At 68.3% G+C, this 20,633-nt stretch carries 23 protein-coding genes; 15 read left to right on the forward strand and 8 right to left on the reverse strand.

Annotation, left to right across the window (positions count from 1 at the left end; genetic code table 11):
• The first annotated feature begins 128 nt into the window (after positions 1 to 128).
• The 4 genes from EPL04_RS02805 to EPL04_RS02820 all read left to right on the forward strand — a co-directional run bounded on the left by EPL04_RS02805 (position 129) and on the right by EPL04_RS02820 (position 3,438).
• Positions 129 to 1,481: a D-aminoacyl-tRNA deacylase gene (locus tag EPL04_RS02805; RefSeq protein ID WP_134669230.1), complete on the forward strand. Its 1,353-nt coding sequence runs from the start codon at positions 129 to 131 to the stop codon at positions 1,479 to 1,481.
• Between the two features lie 94 nt (positions 1,482 to 1,575).
• Complete coding sequence (ftsZ, locus tag EPL04_RS02810) at positions 1,576 to 2,718, forward strand: cell division protein FtsZ (RefSeq protein ID WP_134669232.1); 1,143 nt, start codon at positions 1,576 to 1,578, stop codon at positions 2,716 to 2,718.
• Between the two features lie 104 nt (positions 2,719 to 2,822).
• A complete protein-coding gene (locus EPL04_RS02815; protein WP_134669233.1) occupies positions 2,823 to 2,990 on the forward strand; it encodes a protein translocase SEC61 complex subunit gamma in 168 nt (55 codons plus the stop codon).
• A 10-nt stretch (positions 2,991 to 3,000) separates the two neighbouring features.
• Positions 3,001 to 3,438, forward strand: coding sequence for a transcription elongation factor Spt5 (locus tag EPL04_RS02820; RefSeq protein WP_134669235.1), 438 nt, complete (start codon positions 3,001 to 3,003; stop codon positions 3,436 to 3,438).
• A gap of 135 nt (positions 3,439 to 3,573) precedes the next feature.
• Here the strand turns inward: EPL04_RS02820 and EPL04_RS02825 are convergent, their stop codons facing one another.
• Complete coding sequence (locus EPL04_RS02825) at positions 3,574 to 4,035, reverse strand: MGMT family protein (RefSeq protein ID WP_134669680.1); 462 nt, start codon at positions 4,033 to 4,035, stop codon at positions 3,574 to 3,576.
• 104 nt (positions 4,036 to 4,139) lie between these two features.
• Here EPL04_RS02825 and trpC point away from each other — a divergent pair, with 104 nt between their 5' ends.
• The 6 genes from trpC to EPL04_RS02855 all read left to right on the forward strand — a co-directional run bounded on the left by trpC (position 4,140) and on the right by EPL04_RS02855 (position 9,739).
• On the forward strand, positions 4,140 to 4,925 hold the full coding sequence (gene trpC / locus EPL04_RS02830; RefSeq protein WP_134669682.1) for an indole-3-glycerol phosphate synthase: 786 nt from the start codon (positions 4,140 to 4,142) through the stop codon (positions 4,923 to 4,925).
• Entirely contained in the window at positions 4,922 to 6,217 is a 1,296-nt protein-coding gene (gene trpB, locus EPL04_RS02835; RefSeq protein ID WP_134669236.1) for a tryptophan synthase subunit beta, read from the forward strand. The genes trpC and trpB overlap by 4 nt, the downstream gene beginning before the upstream one ends.
• Positions 6,207 to 7,022 carry a tryptophan synthase subunit alpha gene (trpA, locus tag EPL04_RS02840; RefSeq protein ID WP_134669238.1) on the forward strand — a complete coding sequence of 272 codons (816 nt, stop codon included), beginning with the start codon at positions 6,207 to 6,209 and terminating at the stop codon, positions 7,020 to 7,022. Before trpB ends, trpA begins: the two co-directional genes overlap by 11 nt.
• A 27-nt stretch (positions 7,023 to 7,049) precedes the next feature.
• The gene (locus EPL04_RS02845) at positions 7,050 to 7,844 is read left to right on the forward strand and encodes a 2-amino-3,7-dideoxy-D-threo-hept-6-ulosonate synthase (RefSeq protein ID WP_134669239.1); all 795 of its coding nucleotides are present in this window, start codon (positions 7,050 to 7,052) and stop codon (positions 7,842 to 7,844) included.
• A gap of 151 nt (positions 7,845 to 7,995) precedes the next feature.
• The gene (gene mfnA, locus EPL04_RS02850) at positions 7,996 to 9,045 is read left to right on the forward strand and encodes a tyrosine decarboxylase MfnA (RefSeq protein WP_134669241.1); all 1,050 of its coding nucleotides are present in this window, start codon (positions 7,996 to 7,998) and stop codon (positions 9,043 to 9,045) included.
• A gap of 142 nt (positions 9,046 to 9,187) precedes the next feature.
• The gene (locus tag EPL04_RS02855; RefSeq protein ID WP_245154520.1) at positions 9,188 to 9,739 is read left to right on the forward strand and encodes a YqaA family protein; all 552 of its coding nucleotides are present in this window, start codon (positions 9,188 to 9,190) and stop codon (positions 9,737 to 9,739) included.
• 6 nt (positions 9,740 to 9,745) lie between these two features.
• Here the strand turns inward: EPL04_RS02855 and EPL04_RS02860 are convergent, their stop codons facing one another.
• Positions 9,746 to 11,125 carry a UDP-N-acetyl glucosamine 2-epimerase gene (locus EPL04_RS02860; protein ID WP_134669243.1) on the reverse strand — a complete coding sequence of 460 codons (1,380 nt, stop codon included), beginning with the start codon at positions 11,123 to 11,125 and terminating at the stop codon, positions 9,746 to 9,748.
• A gap of 90 nt (positions 11,126 to 11,215) precedes the next feature.
• Between EPL04_RS02860 and EPL04_RS02865 the strand changes: the two genes are divergently transcribed.
• Positions 11,216 to 11,626: a Rieske (2Fe-2S) protein gene (locus tag EPL04_RS02865; protein ID WP_134669245.1), complete on the forward strand. Its 411-nt coding sequence runs from the start codon at positions 11,216 to 11,218 to the stop codon at positions 11,624 to 11,626.
• Positions 11,627 to 11,649: 23 nt separating this feature from the next.
• On the opposite strand, the gene EPL04_RS02870 is transcribed toward EPL04_RS02865, so the two are convergent.
• Positions 11,650 to 11,949 (reverse strand): transcriptional regulator, encoded by a 300-nt coding sequence (locus EPL04_RS02870; RefSeq protein WP_134669246.1) that lies wholly within the window; start codon positions 11,947 to 11,949, stop codon positions 11,650 to 11,652.
• Between the two features lie 90 nt (positions 11,950 to 12,039).
• Here EPL04_RS02870 and EPL04_RS02875 point away from each other — a divergent pair, with 90 nt between their 5' ends.
• The 3 genes from EPL04_RS02875 (at position 12,040) to EPL04_RS02885 (ending at position 15,168) form a co-directional block, all read left to right on the forward strand.
• A complete protein-coding gene (locus tag EPL04_RS02875; protein WP_134669248.1) occupies positions 12,040 to 13,671 on the forward strand; it encodes a bacterio-opsin activator domain-containing protein in 1,632 nt (543 codons plus the stop codon).
• 60 nt (positions 13,672 to 13,731) lie between these two features.
• Positions 13,732 to 14,109, forward strand: a complete 378-nt coding sequence (locus EPL04_RS02880) for a DUF7344 domain-containing protein (protein WP_209019550.1) — start codon at positions 13,732 to 13,734, stop codon at positions 14,107 to 14,109.
• A 90-nt stretch (positions 14,110 to 14,199) separates the two neighbouring features.
• The gene (locus EPL04_RS02885; protein WP_134669250.1) at positions 14,200 to 15,168 is read left to right on the forward strand and encodes a sugar phosphate nucleotidyltransferase; all 969 of its coding nucleotides are present in this window, start codon (positions 14,200 to 14,202) and stop codon (positions 15,166 to 15,168) included.
• Between the two features lie 9 nt (positions 15,169 to 15,177).
• Here EPL04_RS02885 and EPL04_RS02890 read toward each other — a convergent pair whose 3' ends face one another.
• The 5 genes from EPL04_RS02890 to EPL04_RS02905 all read right to left on the reverse strand — a co-directional run bounded on the left by EPL04_RS02890 (position 15,178) and on the right by EPL04_RS02905 (position 19,128).
• Positions 15,178 to 15,981 (reverse strand): DUF6498-containing protein, encoded by an 804-nt coding sequence (locus tag EPL04_RS02890; protein ID WP_134669252.1) that lies wholly within the window; start codon positions 15,979 to 15,981, stop codon positions 15,178 to 15,180.
• Between the two features lie 57 nt (positions 15,982 to 16,038).
• Positions 16,039 to 16,758, reverse strand: a complete 720-nt coding sequence (locus EPL04_RS02895) for a diphthine--ammonia ligase (RefSeq protein WP_134669253.1) — start codon at positions 16,756 to 16,758, stop codon at positions 16,039 to 16,041.
• 68 nt (positions 16,759 to 16,826) lie between these two features.
• Positions 16,827 to 16,970: a hypothetical protein gene (locus tag EPL04_RS18595; protein ID WP_167599399.1), complete on the reverse strand. Its 144-nt coding sequence runs from the start codon at positions 16,968 to 16,970 to the stop codon at positions 16,827 to 16,829.
• A 38-nt stretch (positions 16,971 to 17,008) separates the two neighbouring features.
• The gene (locus EPL04_RS02900; protein ID WP_167599400.1) at positions 17,009 to 18,151 is read right to left on the reverse strand and encodes a DUF373 family protein; all 1,143 of its coding nucleotides are present in this window, start codon (positions 18,149 to 18,151) and stop codon (positions 17,009 to 17,011) included.
• A 110-nt stretch (positions 18,152 to 18,261) separates the two neighbouring features.
• The gene (locus EPL04_RS02905) at positions 18,262 to 19,128 is read right to left on the reverse strand and encodes a helix-turn-helix domain-containing protein (protein ID WP_134669255.1); all 867 of its coding nucleotides are present in this window, start codon (positions 19,126 to 19,128) and stop codon (positions 18,262 to 18,264) included.
• Positions 19,129 to 19,348: 220 nt separating this feature from the next.
• Here EPL04_RS02905 and EPL04_RS02910 point away from each other — a divergent pair, with 220 nt between their 5' ends.
• Positions 19,349 to 20,608, forward strand: a complete 1,260-nt coding sequence (locus tag EPL04_RS02910) for a DNA cytosine methyltransferase (protein ID WP_134669257.1) — start codon at positions 19,349 to 19,351, stop codon at positions 20,606 to 20,608.
• The last annotated feature ends 25 nt before the right edge of the window (positions 20,609 to 20,633 follow it).

A 20,633-nucleotide genomic window follows, 5' to 3' on the forward strand; every position in this document is an offset into this window, starting at 1 on the left:
GTTCGGGCCCGGAGAGATGGCTCCGCGACCGATTCCATCTTCGAGACGTCGAGGCGGGGACGTGCTCGCACGCGATCCCGTAGCGCCTTCCGACGCGCTTTTCCCCGGCTCGGACCCTACGTGTGGCCGTGATAGCCATCGTCGTCAGCAGAGCCGACTCGGCGTCCGAGCACATCGGCGACCGCCTGCTCGAACTCGCCGACTGGGAGCCCCGGGAGGACGACGCCCGGCCCGACGGCGCGGGCGGCGGGACCTACTACCGACGCGACGGGTTCGAACTCCGGACGTTCGACGACCTCCACCTCGAAATCGAGGACGTCGCCGACGCCTTCGGCGAGCCGGCGGGCTCGCGAGCGACCCCGGATCTGCTGGTGTTCGTCTCCCGACACTCGGGGGAGACCGGCCCGCTTCTCACCGCTCACTTCACGGGGAACTTCGGACCGGCGGAGTTCGGGGGCACCGCGGGCGGACTCGCCGAGGCGTGCCCGAACGCCCACGCCGAACTGCTCGCGGCGTTCGACGAGCACGCGCCCGGCGGCTACGAGGTCGGCACCGAGTGCACCCACCACGGCCCGTCGTCGGTCGGCGTCCCCTCGATGTTCGTCGAGTTGGGTAGCGACGAGCCCCAGTGGGACGACCCCGAGGGCGCGCGAGCGGTCGCCCGTGCGGTGCTGGACCTGGAGGGAGTCGAGCCCCACCGCGACCGACAGGTCGTCGCGTTCGGCGGCGGCCACTACGCACCCCGGGTCGAGCGGATCGTCCGGGAGACCGACTGGGCGGTCGGCCACGTCGCGGCCGACTGGGTGCTCGACGCGATGGGCGCGCCCGAGGCGAACCGCGACGTGCTCGGGCGGGCCTTCGCGGCGAGCGGGGCCGACCGGGCGGTGGTCGACGGCGACCGCCCGGAACTGGCGGCCGCGATCGCGGATCTGGGCTACGACGTGGTGAGCGAGACGTGGCTCCGCGAGACGACCGGCGTCGCCCTCGGGCTGGTCGAGGCCCTCGAAGCCGACCTCGCGTCGGTCGCCGAGGGGCTTCGGTTCGGCGACCCGGCGACCGGGGCGGGCCCGGACGCCGACTACGAGGTGGTCGGGCTCCCCGGGAAACTGCTCGCGGAGGCCCAGGGGATCGACCCCGACGCGGTCCGGGAGGCGGTCGCGTCCCGGGCGCTCGCGTTCGAGACCGAGCAGGGCGCCAGCCGCGCGGCGGGCCCGGTCGCGGTCCGGGCGACCGCCCACCGCGACGCGATCGTCGATGCGCTGGCCGACGTGCTAGCCCGGAAGTACGACTCGATCGAACGATCGGACGGGGCGATCCTCGCGCGCGAGGTCGCCTTCGATCCCGAGAAGGCCGAGACGCTGGGCGTCCCCGAGGGTCCCGCGTTCGGGAAACTGTCCGCCGGCGAGACGGTGACGCTCGGCGACCGGGAGATCGACCCCGAGGCGGTCCGGACCGAGCGCGTTCACGAATTCCCGGTTTGACCTCCCGGCGGGCCGGAAATATCAGAAATCGTCAGACATTCGTCCGACGAAGAGGGGAAAGATAATTAAGCTCCGTTCTCAAGCCAACTTCAGCATGGACTCGCTAGTCGAAGACGCCATCGAGGAAGCCGAGGAGGACGAGGAGCCCTCCCGGCAGCCCACTTCGGGGGGAGCCGCCCAAGACGTGACCCCGTCGGGAACGATGACCGACGAGGAGCTGAAAGACGTTCTGCAGGACCTCCAGACCGACATCACGGTGGTCGGCTGTGGCGGCGCCGGCGGCAACACGGTCAACCGCATGGCCGAGGAGGGCATCCACGGCGCGAAGCTCGTGGCCGCAAACACCGACGTACAGCACCTCGTCGAGATCGAGGCCGACACCAAGATCCTGATGGGCGAACAGAAGACCCAGGGCCGGGGCGCCGGATCGCTCCCGCAGGTCGGCGAGGAGGCCGCCCTCGAGAGCCAAGACGAGGTCTACGACGCCATCGACGGCTCGGACATGGTGTTCGTCACCGCGGGTCTGGGCGGGGGGACCGGTACGGGGTCGGCCCCGGTCGTCGCGAAGGCCGCCCGCGAGTCGGGCGCGCTCACCATCTCCATCGTGACGACGCCGTTCACCGCCGAGGGGGAGGTCAGACGGACCAACGCCGAGGCCGGCCTCGAACGGCTCCGGGACGTCTCTGACACCGTCATCGTCGTCCCCAACGACCGACTGCTCGACTCGGTGGGCAAGCTCCCCGTCCGCCAAGCGTTCAAGGTCGCCGACGAGGTGCTGATGCGGTCGGTCAAGGGCATCACCGAACTCATCACCAAGCCCGGACTCGTCAACCTCGACTTCGCCGACGTCCGGACCGTCATGGAGAAAGGCGGCGTCGCGATGATCGGGCTCGGAGAGAGCGACTCGGACGCCAAGGCCCAGGACTCGGTGAAGTCGGCGCTCCGCTCTCCCCTGCTCGACGTCGACATCTCCGGGGCGAACTCCGCGCTGGTGAACGTCACGGGCGGCAACGACATGTCGATCGAGGAGGCCGAGGGCGTCGTCGAGGAGATCTACGACCGGATCGACCCCGACGCCCGCATCATCTGGGGGACCTCCATCGACGAGGAACTCGACGGCGAGATGCGCACGATGATCGTCGTCACGGGCGTCGAGTCGCCCCAGATCTACGGCCGCAACGAGGCCCAGCAGGCCAAGGCCGACCAGAAGCTCCAGGACATCGACTACGTCGAGTAGCGCTCCCCCCGATCGCCCTGCCCCGCGTCTCTCCCGCTCTGTCGATCGCCGCCCCCGCCCCAGAACAATAGATAGAAAACCCTCGCTCTCTAACCCCCGATAACATGGATGTCAAGCTAGACCTCTCGTCGTACGTCCGCGTGCTGAAGCTCGCCAGCACGCCGTCGTGGGAGGAGTTCTCGAAGATCTCGAAGATCGCCGGCGCCGGAATCGTGCTGGTCGGCCTGCTCGGATTCCTCATCTTCGCGGTCATGAGCTTCCTCCCCTCGTAGGTGATCTCGGATGCCAATGTACGCCGTCAAGACGACCGCGAGCCAGGAACGCACCGTCGCAGATATGATCATCAACCGCGAGGAGCCCGAGATCCACGCCGCGCTCGCGCCCGACTCGCTCACGAGCTACGTGATGGTCGAGGCCGACGACGACGCCGCCATCAGCCGGGTCCTCGAAGAGATCCCCCACGCCCAGAGCATCGTGCCGGGCAAGAGCGACATCTCGGAGGTCGAACACTTCCTGTCGCCGACCCCGGACGTCGAGGGGATCGCCGAGAGCGACATCGTCGAACTCATCGCCGGCCCGTTCAAGGGCGAGAAGGCCCAGGTCCAGCGCATCGACGAGGGCAAAGACCAGGTGACCGTCGAACTGTACGAGGCCACGGTCCCGATTCCGGTGACGGTCCGGGGCGACCAGATCCGGGTGCTGGACTCCGAAGAGCGGTAGTCGCCGGCGTACGCCGAACGGAGTGTGGCGTTTCACCGACCGCGTTCGCGGTCGGTCTTTTTGGTCCAGATTTTTGCGCCGAGGTGCCCACAGCGAACGGCGTGAGCGAGGACACCCGAGGCCCAAAAAGGTGTCTTACAGCCCCTCCAGCGACCGGAGCTTCTGCTCGACGCTCGGGGGCGCGGCGCTCGGCCCGTCGCGCACCCGGTGGTCCGGGATCACCAGCGGCGCGGGGTTCTCGGCGAGCGCGGTCCGGACCGCGTCGAGGTCCGCCTCGTCGGTGTGGTCGACGCCGCTGGTCATCCGCGCCAGCGTCTCGACGGTGATCTGGTCGCCGTACGGGACCCGGCGGACGCGCTCTAGCACGGCCCGCTGGGTCGTCGGCACGGTCAGCGCGACCTCCGCGTCCGAGAAGTCGTCCTCGACGCCCCCGAGATAGTCGGCGATCCGGTCGAGCAGGTCGTGGTCCTCGATCGCCTCCTCGTCGGGCGAGTCGGGAAACGAGACGCTGAGCACCCGCCCGCTCGCGATGCCGAGTTGGACGTATCGGTCGAGGTACGACGATTCTCGCGCGTAGATGCCGGCGACGTCGTCCATCTCGTCCATGCCCGCCGCTTCGAGCGGTTCGGACTTGAAGATTCCGCGGGCGGGCCCGGACAGACGCAAGCCTTATGTACAATTCCGTCCGTTAATGCACAATGATGGACGAAAACGACGCGCTCGCGCCCGCGGTCAGATCGATCCTGCGGGCCGCGGAGGACCGGGGCGACCCCGACGCCGACCGACTGTCTGTCGACGCTCGATCGTTCCCGGACGCGGTCGCGTCGGCGGAGGCCGACGGCCGCCTCCCGGTCGTCGCGGAGATCAAGCCGACGAGCCCGACCACGGCGGGCACCCGCGAGGCCGACCCCGTGGCGCTCGCCGAGCGGATGATCGACGGCGGTGCGGCCGCGCTCTCGGTGCTGACCGAGCCCGAACACTTCGGCGGCTCGCCCGAGACCCTCCGGCGGGTCCGAGCGGCGGTCGACGTGCCCGTGCTCCGGAAGGACTTTCTGCTCGAAGCGGCCCAACTCGACACCGTCGAAGCGGATCTGGTCTTGCTCATCGCGCGGTTCGTCGACGACCTCGACGGGCTGGTCGCCGCCGCGAAGGCCCGTGGCTTTCAGGTGCTCGTCGAGGTCCACGACCGCGCGGAGCTCAGACGGGCGATCGAGGCGGGCGCCGAGATCGTCGGCGTGAACAACCGCGATCTGGCGAAGCTCGCGGTCGACCTCGAAACGTTCGAGTCGGTCGCGCCCCACGTCCCGGACGGCGTGACGCTGGTCGCCGAGAGCGGGATCGCGACCCCCGACGACGCCCGGCGGATGCGAGCGGCCGGCGCCGACGCGCTGCTGGTCGGCTCGGCGATCATGGACGGCGTCGCGGACGGCGAAGGCGACGCCCTCGAAACGGTGACCGAGAACACACGGAGGCTGACACACGCATGAGTAGCGAACCCAAGTTCGGCGATTACGGCGGCCAGTACGTCCCCGAGGCGCTGATGCCCGCCGTCGAGGAACTGACCGACGCGTACGAGCGGTACGTGTTGAAAAACGAGGACGGCTTCGTCGACGAGTTCCGGCGCCGGCTGGCCGACTTCGGCGGCCGGCCCACGCCGCTCCAGCGCGCCGACGCCCTCTCCGAGCGGTACGATCGAGAGATCTACCTCAAGCGCGAGGACCTGCTCCACGGGGGCGCCCACAAGCTCAACAACGCGCTCGGGCAGGTCCTGCTCGCGAAGTACATGGGCAAAGACCGCATCGTGGCCGAGACCGGCGCCGGCCAGCACGGCACCGCGACCGCGATGGCGGCGGCCCACCTCGACATCGACTGCGAGATCTACATGGGCCGGACCGACATCAACCGCCAGCGCCCCAACGTCTTCCGGATGCGCATCCACGACGCGGCGGTCAACCCCGTCGAGATGGGGTCGGGCACGCTCAAGGAGGCGATCAACGAGACGATGCGCGACTGGGCGACCAACGTCGAGGACACCCACTACGTGATCGGCTCGATCGTCGGCCCGCACCCGTTCCCCCAGATGGTCCGGGACTTCCAGTCGGTCATCTCCGAGGAGGCCCGCGAGCAGATCCGCGAGAAAGCGGGCCGGCTCCCCGACAGCGTGGTCGCGTGCGCCGGCGGCGGCTCGAACACGATGGGCGCGTTCCACGAGTTCGTCGACGACGAGGCGGTCGACCTCTACGCGGTCGAGGCCGGCGGCTCGGGGCTGACAATCGACGAGGAGAACGACCTCGCGCCCCACTCGGCGTCGCTGTCGGCGGGCGAGGAGGGCGTCCTCCACGGCGCGCGCACCAAGCTCCTCCAGAACCCCGACGGCCAGATCCTCGAGTCCCACAGCGTGAGCGCGGGGCTCGACTACTCGGGGGTCGGCCCGGAGCTCGCACATCTGGTCGACGACGACCGGGTGACGCCGGTCAACGTCGGCGACGACGCCGCCCTCGAAGCGTTCCACCGGCTCTCGAAGTTAGAGGGAATCATCCCGGCGCTCGAATCGAGCCACGCGCTGGCCTATCTGGAGCGCGCGGCGCTACACACCGCCGACGGGTCGAGCGGCGAGCAAAGCGAGCCCGGAGACGACAGCGCCGACGAACTGGGCGACCTCGTGGTCGTCAACGTCTCGGGGCGGGGCGACAAGGACCTCGATACGGTCATCGAGGAGAGCGACGCCCGCGACATCGACGCCGCGCCGAGCATGGAGGTGTTCAACGGTGGCGAGTGAGATAGAAGCCGCCTTCGACGACGACCCCGCGCTCATCTCGTACGTCGCGGCGGGCGACCCCGACGCCGAGAGTACGAAGGAGTACGTCCGGGCGCTGGTCCGGGGCGGGGCCGACATCGTCGAGTTGGGCCTGCCGTTCTCCGAGCCGATCGCGGAGGGCTCGACGATTCAGGGCGCGATCCGGCGCGCGCTCGAGGCGGGCATGACGCCCCAGACGTATCTCGACCTCGTCGCGGACCTCGACGTCGACGTGCCGCTTGTCTGTATGACCTACTACAATCTGATCTACCAGTACGGCGACGACCGGGGCGTCGAGCCCTTCGTCGCGGCCGCCGCCGAGGCGGGCATCGCGGGGCTGATCGTCCCCGACCTCCCGGTCGACGAGAGCGACCCGCTGAAGGAGGCCTGCGACGCCCACGGCCTCGATCTGATCTTCATGGTCGCGCCGACCACGACCGACGACCGGCTCGACCGGATGCTCGCGCGGGCCTCCGGGTTCGTCTACGTGCAGGGACGGCTCGGGACGACGGGCGCGCGTTCGGACGTGAGCGACGAGACCCACGTCAGCCTCGACCGGCTGGACGCCGCCGACCTGCCGAAGGCGGTCGGGTTCGGGATCAGCGAGCACGAGCACGCCCGCGAGATCGTCGCGGGCGGCGCCGACGGCGTGATCGTCGGGAGCGCGTTCGTGGACATCGTGGCCTCCCAGGAAAACGTGGCCGACCGCCTCGAAGCCAAGGCCCGCGAACTCAAGGCGGGCGCGGTCGAGGGCGCGGAGAAAGTACCGGAACCAGAACGAACTTAACGGCCGCTTGCCACAGACTCACATACTATGGACGCCGGAACTGCGGCACGACTCGACCGGATCGGTACAGACGGAAACTACGTAATGGTCCCGATGGACCACGGCATCACGCTCGGAGCCGTCGACGGCCTCGTCGACATCGAATCGACCGTCGACGCGGTGACCCGCGGCGGCGCGGACTCGGTGCTCACCCAGAAGGGCATCGCGCCCCGCGTCCACCCGAACAAAAACGGGAAAGGCTACGTCGTCCACCTCAACGCCTCGACGACGATCGGTCCCCACAACAACGACAAGCGGCTCACCGGGAGCGTCAAGGAAGCGGTCCGGGCGGGCGCGGACGCGGTCTCGTTTCACATCAACGTCGGGAGCGACTACGAGCGCGACCAGCTCGAAACGCTCTCCCGGATCACCGACACCGCCGACGAGTACGGGATGCCCGTGCTCGCGATGGCCTACGCTCGCGGGCCGGGGGTCGACGAACACGACGCGGAGAGTCTGGGCCACGCGGTCCGACTCGCCGAGGAGGTCGGCGCGGACCTCGTGAAGACCGCCTACAGCGGCGACGCCGAGAGCTTCGAGCGGGTCACCGAGTCGACCGCCAAGCCGGTCATCATCGCGGGCGGCGAGCCCGAGGGCGACCGCGCGACGCTCCGAAACGTTCGGGGCGCGATGGACGCCGGAGCCTCGGGGGTGTCGATGGGCAGGACCATGTTCCAGCACGGCGACCCCGAGGCGCTCTCGAACGCCGTCGCGCTCGTGGTCCACGAGGGCTACTCGGCCGACGAGGCGCTCGGCGAGGCCGGGCTGGCGGTCGAGGCCTGACGCGGTTCCGGCAGACGCCGTTCTCGCGGTCTTCACGAGTGCAGTCGCGTTCTACGCCGGATCGCTCCGAATCGAAGGCCCAACGCCGGACCGAGCCCCGAGGCCGGTCGGGAACGGAACGGATAAACGAATCCCGGCAATTTTTACTCGCATGGAGCGCGAACCGCAGGACTTCGGGCGGGTCCTCTCGTCGATGTGTACCGAGCCCCACCCCGACGCCCGCGCGGCCGCCGACCGCTTCCTCGCGAGCAACCCCGGCGACCCAACCACCTACCCCGCGGTCGCCGACCTGGAACGGGAGGTGGTCGCGACGCTGGGAGAGATCACCGGCCTCTCGGACCCCCACGGCTACGTCGCCAGCGGGGGCACCGAGGCGAACCTCCAGGCGGTGCGGGCCGCCCGGAACCGCTCGGACGCCGACGCCCCGAACGTCGTGGCCCCCGAGAGCGTCCACTTCAGCTTCCGGAAGGCCGCGGACGTACTCGGCGTCGAACTGCGGCTCGCTCCGGTCGACGCCGACCGCCGGGCCGACCCCGCCGCGGTCCGGCGGCTCGCCGACCCCGACACCGCGCTCGTGGTCGGCGTCGCGGGGACCACCGAGTACGGGCGCGTGGACCCGATTCCCGACCTCGCCGCGGTCGCCGAGGAGGTCGGGGCGCTGGTGCACGTCGACGCGGCGTGGGGCGGGTTCGCCCTCCCGTTTACCGACCGCGATTGGAACTTCGCCGACGCCCCGGTCGACACGATGACGATAGACCCCCACAAGCTGGGCCGGGCGCCGGTTCCGGCGGGCGGGTTCCTCGCCCGCGAGCAGGCGGTCGTCGACGCGCTCGCGGTCGACACGCCCTACCTCGATTCGGCCTCCCAGGCCAGCCTGACCGGCACCCGGAGCGGCGCGGGGGTCGCGGGCGCCCGCGCGGCGCTCGACGCGCTGTGGCCCGACGGCTACCGCCGCAACTACGAGCGCGGGCTCGCGAACGCCGAGTGGCTCGCCGACGCCCTCGAATCGCGGGGCTACGACGCGATCGAGCCGGTGCTCCCGCTCGTCGCGGCCGACGTGCCGGCGGCGACCGTCGAGTCGCTACGGGCCGAGGGGTGGCGGGTCTCGCCGACGGGCGCGGGCGAGCTCCGGGTGGTCTGTATGCCCCACGTCACCCGCGAGATGCTCGAAGCGTTCGTGGCCGACCTCGACGCGGCGTGACCGCCGGGACGATCTGGGGACCGCGCTCGCGGCGTTTCTCGCGAGCGCCGTCACCGCCTCGGCCGGCGCCGGCCCGTCGCGCTCGCCACCGGGAGACACAACAACTAAGACCGCGGTTTCCCATCTACGAGCCGTGTTTAGTCTGGGTCTGCCGCTGCTGCTCGACATCCCCGCGCTCGGATCGTTCGAGTGGGTCCAACACGCAGTCGAGACCGCGACAGGGTGGGTCGGATTGGTCATCATCTTCGTCTACTCGTTTCTCATCGCCTTCGCGCTCCCCGGCGTGAGCGAGGTGGTGCTCGCGGCGCCGCTCGACCTCGGGCTCTCGCGGCCGGCCAAGCTCGCGGTCATCATCGTCATCAGCGGGCTCGGCAAGGCCGCCGGGAGCATGCTCGCGTTCCACATCGGACAGGAGGCCAAAGAGTCGGGGCCGATCATCGCCGCGCTCAGGCGATCGCGGTTCGACATCATCGAGTGGTCGGAGAAAAACACCGTCAAGCTCGCCCGCAAGTGGGGATACCTCGGGATGGCGCTGGCGCTCTCGGTGCCGTTCTTCCCGGACACCATCTCCATCTACGCGTTCGCGGTGCTCGAAGAGGACTACGGCAAGTTCGCGCTGGCGACGTTCGCGGGGAGCGTCGGTCGCCTGCTGGTGACGCTGTTTCTCGTCGGCTCGACGGTGCTCGTGTTCTGAGGCGGGCTACAGGTAGTCGAACTCGCGGTCGGTTCCGGTCTCGAACCCCTGTCGCTCGTGGGCCCACTCGAACGGGCGCTCGTCGGTTCGGTCGGCGAGGAACTCCACGATCCGGTCGCCGACGTCGCTCCCGTAGAGGGCCGGCCCCGCCGCCATGCGCTCGCGGGTCCGGTCGTCGTCGTAGACGTGCTCGATCATCTCGCGGACGAACTCGCCCGAGACGGGCGGGACGAGCAGGTTGGTGTTCGCGTCGAACACCGTCTCGGGGCGGTCGGTGTTGAATCGCGCGGTCAGACACAGCGCCTCGTCGATGTGGTTGAGCTCTTCCTGCATGCTCCCCGAGTCGGTGAACGCCGCGAAACACTGGCCCGATTCGAGGAACTCGTAGACGTGGGCGTGTTTCTTCCACAGACCGGTGAACAGGAAGTTGTCGCGCTCGTCGGCGAGCCCGACCAGCTTCTCGCGGAGCCCGTACTCGCGCAGGGCGCGTTCGGTCGCGGTGAGCTCGACGAAGTTGACGTTGTGGCCGTCCTCGACCAGTCCGATCACGGCGTCGACGACGCTCTCGAAGCGCTCGGGGAGCAGATTCGCGCGGCGGTGGATGTCAACCCGGATCCAGTCGTCGCGGTCTTCTAAGACCGGGTAAACGTCGAAGACGCTCTCGTCGAGGTCGGCGTCTTTCTTCGCCTCGATCGCGTCGACCACGGAGTTTCCGACCACCGGGATGCGCTCGCGGCCGTCGACCGCGCCGGGATAGCCCTCCTCGCGGAGGTGGCGGCGGTTCAGGTCGGTCGGCGCGAAGTGATAGAGCGCGGCCGCCGAGCCGACGAAGGTGTCGTACTGCTCGGGGAACGGCTCGGTCCGGTTGCGCTCCCACTCGCCGTCCCACTGGGCGGCGACGACCTCGGCGGGGTCGGCCGACGGCTCCAGTTCGACCGGCGCCATCCCCCGGAGCCCGGCCTCGTTGTGCGCGACCAGCTGGTTCGTCGCGAACAGCCACGCCTGCGGGACGATCCCCGCCGCGAGGGTGTCGCCGTGGACGATCGGCAACACCGTCGTGTCGGGGTACCGCTCGTCGAGCGTCTCGGCGAACCGCTCGACCTTCCGCATCAGCTGGGCGGTCTTCTCCGAGAGGTCGCCCCGGACCCGGAGGTCGGCCCCGACCCGGTCTTCGATGCCGTACTCGGTCAGTCCGTGGCCGAGCACGTCGTCGTAGTGCTGGCCGGTGTGGAGCACGAAACACGGGACGCCGCGCCGGTCGGCCGCGGTCACCAGCGGCGCCTGCTTGTAGAAGTCGGGCTTCGTCGCGGTCACGACCGCGAGTGCGCGGTCGGCTCGGTCCAACTGGGCCGCGAGTCGGTCGTGGTAGATCTCCATCTCGGGCATTCGGTACCGGAACCAGTGTGGCGAGCGACGAGTAGGTTCCCATTCACGAACGGAAGCGTTCAAACCGGGCGGGCGACAACCGACGAGCCGATGGACGACGAGAGCCGGATCGCCGACCTCGACGCGGTACCCGCAGACTCGACGCTACTGTTCACGGTCCGGGACGGCTTCGACGAGCGCGAGGCCGTCCTGACCCGGACCGACGACGGCGACGCGGTCGCCTACGAGAACTACTGCCAGCACTGGACCGACGTGCGCCTCGACAAGGGGAGCGGCGCGGCCAGACGCGACGGCGAACTCGTCTGTGGCAAGCACGGCGCGCTGTTCGCCGTCGACACCGGGACCTGTACCCACGGTCCCTGCGAGGGCGCGACCCTCCAGTCGGTCGAGGTGACGGTCGACGGCGACGGGGTGTATCTCACCGACGACGACTACGAGTTCGTCCAGACGGGGTCGGCGATGGAGTACGACCTCTCGTCGGACCGATCGCTCGGGTTCTGAGGCACCGGGAGACCAACTCGGAGTCAGGACTCCTCGGCGATCCGGAACTCGGGCTCGGCGACCGACTCGCTCTTGCACTCCGGGCACCGTGACGGGCGGTTCGCCCGGTCGTCGAACCGGTCGAAGCCACAGTCCCGACACTCCGGGGGCGCGACCAGCAACTCCTCGTCGCGGTCGGACAGCGACCGGGCGACGTGCCGGACGTGCTCGACCGCGACGTTCGCGGTCACGTCGAACTCGGCCGCGAGCGAACTCGGCGACGCGGCGGTCTCGCGGAGGTGGGCAGTGATGCGCTCGCGGGTGGTTGCGTCGGCTTCGCGCATGCCCGGTGGTCGCCCCCGCACGGACATAACCCTTCTCCCGGCGGGGGAGTTAAATACCGGACGTGCGACGTACCGCGGAACGACCGAGAGATGACCGAGACCCAACGCGACCTCGACGACCTCCGACGGCGCGTCCACCGGCTCGAGGCCGTCGTCGAGACCAGCCCCGACCCGATGGCCCTCAAAGACGACGCGGGCCGATACCGATTCGTCAACGCCGCGACCGCCGAGTACCTCGACCGCGAGCCCAGCGACGTCGTCGGCGCGACCGACGTCGACCTGTTCGGCGCGGAGATCGGCCGCCGGATCCGCCGACAGGAACGGGCCGTCCGCGAGATCGAACGCACCCAGACGTTCGAGGAGACGCTGAGGGTCGGCGGACGCGAGCGGGTGTTCGAGACCACTCGCTCGCCCTACTACGACCCGACCGGCGACCTCGCGGGGACGGTCACGGTCTGTCGGGACGTGACCGATCGGATCGCCCGCGAGCGGACCTTAGAGACCCAGCGCGACCAGTTGGCGACGCTGAACCGGATCAACGACGTGACCCGAGGCGTGATCCGGCGACTCATCGGCGAGCCGAGCCGCGAGGACATCGAGCGGTCGGTCTGCGAGCGGGTGCTCGAGTCGACGCTCTATCAGTTCGCGTGGATCGGCGCGCCCGAGCCCGCCGGCGAGCGCGTGACCGGCGTCGCCGGAGCGGGCCTCGACGACGACCTCCGGGAGATTATCGCCGACGCCGACGCGAGCGAGGACAGCGATCAACCGCTCGCGCTCGCCTACTACGACGCCGAACCGCAGGTCGTCGAGAACGTCTCGGACCACGAGTCGCTCGACGCCGACCGCCGGGAGGCGTTCGTCGAGCGCGGCGTCGAGTCGGGGATCGCAGTGCCGATCCGGTACGGCGACGCCACCTACGGCGTCCTCGCGGTCGGCTCGGAGCGGCCCGCGGCGTTCAGCCAGCCCGAGACCGACGCCTTCGAGCTACTGGGCGAGGTGGTCGGGTTCGCGATCGACGCGGTCAACCACCGGCGGCTGGCGCTGTCGCCGACGGTGACCGAGGTGGAGTTCCGGCTGACCGACACAGACTCGTTTTACCTCTCGCTCACCGAGGCGTTCGACTGCACCCTCGAGCTCGAAGGGATGACCCCGGGGCCGGACGGATCGCTGTTGTTCTACGACTCGGTGACCGACGTCGACCCCGACGCCGTGCTGGCGTTCGCGGCCGACTGGGACGGGATCGAGGACGCGAGGATCGTCAGCGACGGTCCCGAGCGCACGCTGTTCGAGTTCACCGCCACGGGCGCGTCGGTGGTGCTCGCACTCTCCGAGCACGGAGCACACACCACCGAGGCCGTGGCCGACCGCGGGGAGGGTCGGATCGTCGCCGAGCTCCCGGCCGACGCCGACCTCCGGGCGGTGATCGAGCGCGTCCGGGCCGCGTTCCCGGACGTAGAGTTGGTCGCCAAGCGCGACCGCGAGCGCGAGGTGCGAAGCGCACGGGAGTTCAGGCGAGAGCTGAGCGGCCGGCTGACCGAGGCCCAGCGGAGCGCGCTCCGGGCGACGTACTTCGCCGGCTACTACAACTGGCCCCGCGACAGCACCGCCGAGGAGGTCGCCGACTCGCTGGGGATCGCCTCGCCGACGCTCCACCAGCACCTCCGGAAGGCCGAACGCGAACTGCTCGGGGCGTTCTTCGACGACGAGCTGGGCGGACCCTAGACAGTTAGGCCGACCGTTCTTAACCGTCTGTACGAAACACCGTAGCGACGGGGATACATCATGAGCAAAGACGGGTTTCCGGACGGCGGCGGAGCGAACGGGCCGACCACTCCGCGAGAGGCGGTCTCGCAGTTCGCCCACGAACAGTCGATCGCGACGGCGAAACTCGACTCGCTGTTCGGGATTCTCGCGAACGGACAGCGTCGGCAGATACTCGCATATCTGGTCGAGACCGACGACGGCGTCGCGACGCTCCCCGAGCTCGCCGACCGGATCGCCGACGGCGAGGATCCCGAGCGCGCGACCCTCCGGCTCCACCACAATCACCTGCCGAAACTCGAAGACGAGGGCTTCGTCGAGTACGACGCCCGGAGCGAGACGGTCCGCTATCGCGGGTCACAAGCGGTGACGGCGTGGGTCGAGTTCGCCCGCCGGTAGCGACGGCGACGAGAGCGACCGCCCGAGGGGGTCGCCGGACCGACTTGCGAAATGAAAAAGGACTTATCGCGCCGAGTCGACTCTCGGGGCATGAAAGCCGTCGTTCTTGCGGGCGGGTACGCGACGCGACTGTGGCCCATAACCAAACATCGACCGAAGATGTTCCTCCCGGTCGGCGACTCGACCGTCATCGACCAGATATTCGGCGAGCTCGAGGCCGACGATCGGATCGACGAGGTGTTCGTCTCGACCAACGAGCGGTTCGCCGAGGACTTTCGCGACCACCTCGACGACAGCGAGTTCGACAAGCCGACGCTCACTATCGAGGACACCACCGAGGAAGACGAGAAGTTCGGGGTCGTGGGCGCGCTGGCCCAGCTTTTCGACCGCGAGAACGTGACCGACGACACCCTCGTCATCGCGGGGGACAACCTCATCAGCTTCGGGGTCAGCGACTTCGTCGACTTCTTCGAGGCGAAAGAGTCGCCGACGCTCGCGGCCTACGATGTCGGCTCCCGAGAGCGCGCGAAGTCCTACGGGCTGGTCGAACTCGACGACGACGAGGTCGTCGACTTCCAGGAGAAACCAGACGACCCCAAGAGCACGCTGGTCTCGATCGCCTGCTATGCCTTCACCGCCGAGACGATCCCGATGTTAGAGGAGTACCTCGAAGGCGGAAACAACCCCGACGAGCCCGGGTGGTTCCTCCAGTGGCTCCAGGCCCGCGAGTCGGTGTACGCCTACACCTTCGACGAGGCGTGGTTCGACATCGGGACTCCCGAGAGCTACCTCGACGCGGTCGCGTGGGAGCTCGACGGCGAGAACCGGATCGCCGACGACGCCACGGTCGAAAACACCACGTTCGGCGAGAACGTTCACGTCATGGCGGGCGCCGAACTGATAAACTCCAGCGTCAACAACTCCATCGTGTTCCCCTCGGCGACGATCCGGGACTGCGACATCCGCGACTCCATCATCGACGAGAAGACCCGGGTCGAGAACATGGACCTCGCCGGTGCCCTGATCGGCGCCCACACCCAGATCCTGAACGGCGAGTAGCCCCGAGGGTTACGGCTCTCGGGGGTCTTCTGGGGTGAACCACGTCGCGACGCCGCCGGGGTCGGGGTCGCGGCGGGCCCAGAACCGGGACCACTCGACGACGAGCATGGCGGCAGTCACGACGAGCGCGTAACAGACCGCGATGACCCGCCCGGTCAGCACGGTCTCGAACACCGCCGGGCCGAGCGCTTCTTGGATCCCGATCAGCAGGAGGATGCCCCCGACGTGCAGGACCAACAGCACCGAGCCCATGAACGCGATGATCCGAATCGGAATCTCGAGCACCATGTGGACCGACAGCTCCTCGTAACGGCGCTTCCCGAAGAACTCGCGGCGAAGCTCGACGAGCTGGGAGACGAGGATGCCGACGGCGGCCGCGAGGACCGCCGGCGACACCGCCGACGCGACGTCGACGAACGGGAAGTCCCCCCAGAGGGGAACGGCGATCCAGAAGACGCCGAAGACGAGCGACATGAACACCAGAAACGCGTTCCGGCGGTACACCGGCGGGAGCGGCCCCGGCAGGCCAACGGGATCGGGCTCCTCGCGCCACTTGGGGTCGAGTTCGGTGTTCTTGCCGACGCCGGGGAGGTAGACGCTCCGCCCTTCGAGTCGAATCGGTCGCTCGGCGAAGAGCGCCGCCACGCTGTAGGCGCCAAGCATGGCGGCCATCTCGATCCAGTAGGTCGCAAGCACCTGCACCACCGCCCAGTCGAGGACGACCACGCCCGCGAGCGGCAGGAGGTTCGAGAGGGCAACCGGGACGAACGCCCGGTAGTCGCCCGCTCCGTCGGTCTCTCGGTCGGGGGCCATACGGCGAGCATGGTGCCCCCGAGTCGATAAGCCCAACGCTCCGGCGACGGTCGGCGGTCAGTCGGCGAGCCGAGCGTCCGTGATCCGAAGCGTCCCCCGGGTCCCGTCCCACTCTGTCTCGGACTCCAATTCGATAGCGCGGTCCATGTGTGGCCCGTCGGTTACGAGCGTCTCGAACTCGCCGCCCTCGCCGAGTATGTGGACGCCCCGGCGCTCGTTGAGCGCTTCGAGTTCGTCGAGAGCCGCCGCATCGAGCCTGCGCCCGAGCCACGACTCGTCGAGCCCGTCGGCCGCCACTCGGATGATGGTGATCTCGAAGCCGGCGTCGAGCATCGCGTCGGCGAGCTCGCGGGGGTCTTCCTGCCAGAGGGGCGCGAACAGGTCGGCGTCGAGCCGGTCGCACATCGCCTCGATGCGGGAGGTCTGATACTCGCTCTCGACCGCGCCGGCGGTCACGCCCGCGACGCCGCCCTCGAGGTCGGCGTCGAGTTCCCCGAGCGCGGCTTCGAGGGGCCGGAGTTCGGCGTCGCCCTGCGCGCCCGACTCGGTCGCGGCCTCGGCCTCGAAGTCGTCGGGCGCGACCTCGACCAGTGGGATCCCGACGCTCTCGGCCGCGAGAGTCGCCAGCTCGGTCGCCGGGACGTGGTACATGTACGAGTCGCCCTCGGGGTGGACAGTGACCAGCCGGGCGACGTCCAGTCCCTCCTCGAGGGCCCGATACAGCGCCCACGAGGAGTCTTTGCCGCCCGAAAAGAGGCTCACCCAGTTGTCGGTCATGGTCGTCGATTCGGGCGCGAGCGAGTAAAGACCCCCCGGTCTCGGTCGCTTTGGTTCGGCGCCCCCGCCTAGAATCCGATGAGGTCGTCGAGTTCGACCTCGGCCACGCGGCCGCCACAGGCCGCACACTCGTCGACGTACTCGGGACCGGCGCCGCCCTGGAGGTGGAGGTTACCACAGTCGGTGCACACCTGCGGGTCTGCGTCGAGCATGCCCGGACGTTCAGACGCGAGTCAAATGTACCTTGTGCCTACTCGGCCAGTTCCTCGTCGAGGGTCGTCCCGGTGACGTACGACGAGAGCTGGACGCCGACCAGACTCACCACGACGCCGGCGACGACGAACACCGCGAGTCGGGTGCCCGGCGGGACCTGCATGCTCTCGATCACGAGGTTGCCGACTTCGATCCGGGGGACGACGATGGGCGCGACCAGCCCCGCGGGCTGGAGGAAGTACGCCGAGAACCCCCGGACGACCAGCCCGACCGCGAGCACGCCGAACGGGAGGTTGAGGTAGGCGTTTCGGACCCGGTCGTTACGGATGGCCTCGTCGAGCAGTCGGCCGGTCGAGGCCGCCATCGCGGCGCTCGCGAGCCACGGCACGCTCGCGAACGCGAACGCCATCGCGGGCATCAACACCCCCTCGTTCGAGATCGTCATATCCGAGACCCGGAGCGCGCCGGCGAACACCCCGACCAGCGACAGCCCCGCGGCGACGACGTAGGTGACGATCGAGACCCGCCCGGAGTAAAGGGCGTCCCGGACCTCCGCGGGGAGGTCTGCCACGTAGTCGTCGACGCCGAGCCCCTTGTAGAGGACGAAAAGCCCCATCACGGCGGTGATAGTCGAGACCGCGATCGCCTGCCCGAACCCCATCAGCAGGATGGGAAACGCGATCAGCGCGACCCCGACCGGGACCAGCACGGTCTGGCGGAGCTCCTCGTCGGCGAGAAACTGCTTGAGCAGGTAGTAGGTGGACTCGATGTCCCTGGCCTGCCGGACGACCACCCGGTCGACCGCGTCGACCTGCACCCGGCTCTCGATGATCGGGACCAGCCGCTCGTCTTGGGCGCTGTCGATGACGACGATCGCCGAGTCGGGGTCGTACTCCGCGATGAGGTCGTCGGTCTGGGCCGCGACCGCTCGGTCGCGGCCTACCATGGTGTCGGCCGCCCCCGAGATGACCGCGACGGTGACCTCCTCGTCGCCGTCCCTGAGATCGCGGGCGACCCGGAGCGATTCGAGCAAGCAGTTGACGCCGGCGTCCTCGGGGTCCGCGATCCCGACCTCGGTGACCAGCGACCGGACCGCCTCCCATCCGACGACCGGGGTTTCCAGCCCGGTCTTGGCACCGATGTCGTCGTCGCGGTCGACACAGACCACCAGCGTGCTCATGTCGTTCGACTGGGCCCAGACGCGCGAGGGATAAAAAGGCTCGCGTCGGGGCGGCCGACTCCGCGATCAGTCGGCGTCGGCGGGATCGACGACCTCGCCGAGTCGACCGATCAGAGAGTCGTCTGGTTCCGAACCGCCGAGAGCGCTTCGTCGTCTTTGTATCGTGAGTACGGATTTAGCTCGGGATCGAGATACACGCAGTCGAACCCCCAGAGCGCGTCGGCCGAGAACGTCGCCGTCTTGCCCGAGTCGCCCTCGGTATCGCTCTTGTTGAACTGGTCGGGGTCCATCTCGCCCATTCGGACTTCCCAGATCCACGCGGTGTCTTTCCGCGTTCCTCGCTCGTAGTTTCGGTCTCGATCCGCCAGAACGTACCGAAGCGTGACGTACAGGCCCGGTTTCGGGAGGTGTCCTTTCGGCATGTTGTTCTCCATCGCGACTTTGATCTCGATCCCCGGAACGCCACTCCGAGCGCCGGTGCTGATCAGATCGGGGAAATTCCCCGCGTTCACTTCGTAGAGCCCCTCAGACGCCTCGGCGACACCGGAGGCGAAAAACTCCCCGATCACGGTCGAGAGCGCAGAGTACTCGTCGAACTGTTCGGCGAGCGGTTCGACACCCCGCCGTTCGAACGCGAAGTCGATCGTATCCAGGTTCTCGTACGCTCTCTCGATCCCCATCAGAATCGCCGAGTTGTCGAAGGGAACGTCGTCGTAGATATCTGCGTCCTCGATCACGTACTCTTCTTTCGGTGTTCTGAACGATTCGGGGTTCACCAGTTCGGTGATGGTGACGTCTAATGCGTCTGCGATCCGCATCACGATCGAGATACCGGGCTCTCGTTCGCCCCGTTCGATCTTCCCGAGCGTGGTTCGGTGTATGTCAGCGGTCTCGGCGATCTCTTCGAGGGAGTTCCCGTGTAGCTCGCGGAGTTCCTTGATTCGCCGACCGAGATCCGATCTGAACTCGTCGCTCATGCGTTGGGACCAGACACCGTCGCTCGTTAAACATAATTGAGACAATTGTCTCATCGTGGGCGATCGATTAACTCTGCGCCGATCTGACAACGGTTCGATCGAATTCGAGGCTCCTACGAAGGGTATTAAGGCGGCGCGAAGATAGCTACGGATAATGCATCGCCCCAGTCAGACCGAGACGGCCGTAACTGGCGACGAAGCGATCGTCTCACCGTAATCTATGGTAGGTGTCATCGACCTGTTCTGTGGCACGGGCGGCTTCACGTACGGCTTCGAGACCCACCCCTCCGACCAGTTCGAAGTCCTGTTGGGACTCGATAAAAAGGACGTCGCCGCCGAGACGTTCGAACGAAACCATCCGGACGCGGAGGTCGTGAACGCGGACATTCGAGAGTGGCCCCCCGAGAAAACGGCCCGACAGACGGACGTCACTCCCGACGACGTCGACGTGATCGTGGGCGGTCCGCCCTGTCAAGGCTTCTCTTCGATTCGTCCGGACCGCGGCGACGACGTTCTGGACGAACGGAACGGGCTGTACTCCGACTTCATAGAGTACGTCGCCTACTACGAGCCCGACTTCTTCGTGATGGAGAACGTGGTCGGACTGGCCACCCACGAAGACGGCGAGACGATCGGCCAGATTTTGGACGATACGCGACACATCGGGTACACCGCCGACTGGCGGATCCTGAACGCCGCCAATTTCGGCCTGCCACAGCGCCGAGAGCGACTGATTATGATCGGTGCGGCCGACGAGCGGGAGATCGAATTCCCGGATCCGACACACGAGGCGGACGGTCGAACGATCGGGTACCGGGACAAGTCGAAGGTCGTGACGACACAGCCCACGCTGGACAGTTTCCGGGACGCCAAAGCCCTCCGAGAGGCGAGAACGATAGTCGACGCCATCGGCGATCTCCCGGAACTGGAGGCCGGAGAACGCGCAGTCGAGTACACACAGCCGCCACAAAACCGCTATCAGGCGTCGCTACGCGACGGGTCGGCGGAGCTCACGCTACACGAGGCGACCGATCACGGGGAGAAGATGCTGACGATAATCAGACACAGCGGCCCGAACAAGCAGACGACCATCGAGAATCTGGAGCGGTCACCGGAAGTGGACGACGTCGACGACTACATCACTACGGGGTACAGTTCGAGCTACTCCCGCCTCGACCCGGACCTCCCCTCGGTGACGATGACGGTCAACTTCATCCATCCCGCCTCCAACAAGTGCATCCATCCGACCCAAGACAGAGCGCTCACGCCGCGGGAGGGCGCTCGGATACAGAGTTTCCCCGACAGCTTCGAGTTCGTCGGAAATCGGAGCGACGTCGTAGAGCAGATAGGAAACGCCGTCCCGCCACTACTCGGGCGCGTGCTGGCAGAACACGTCGTCGGGATGTACGACGAGTCGTATCGGGCTGATTACGCCGCGTGTGTCATCGATGACGGACCCGAGCGCACGGCCGAAATCTAAGCGACCGCGTTCTCCAGAGGCCCGC

Source organism: Halorussus marinus (assembly GCF_004521895.1).
GTDB lineage: Archaea > Halobacteriota > Halobacteria > Halobacteriales > Haladaptataceae > Halorussus > Halorussus marinus.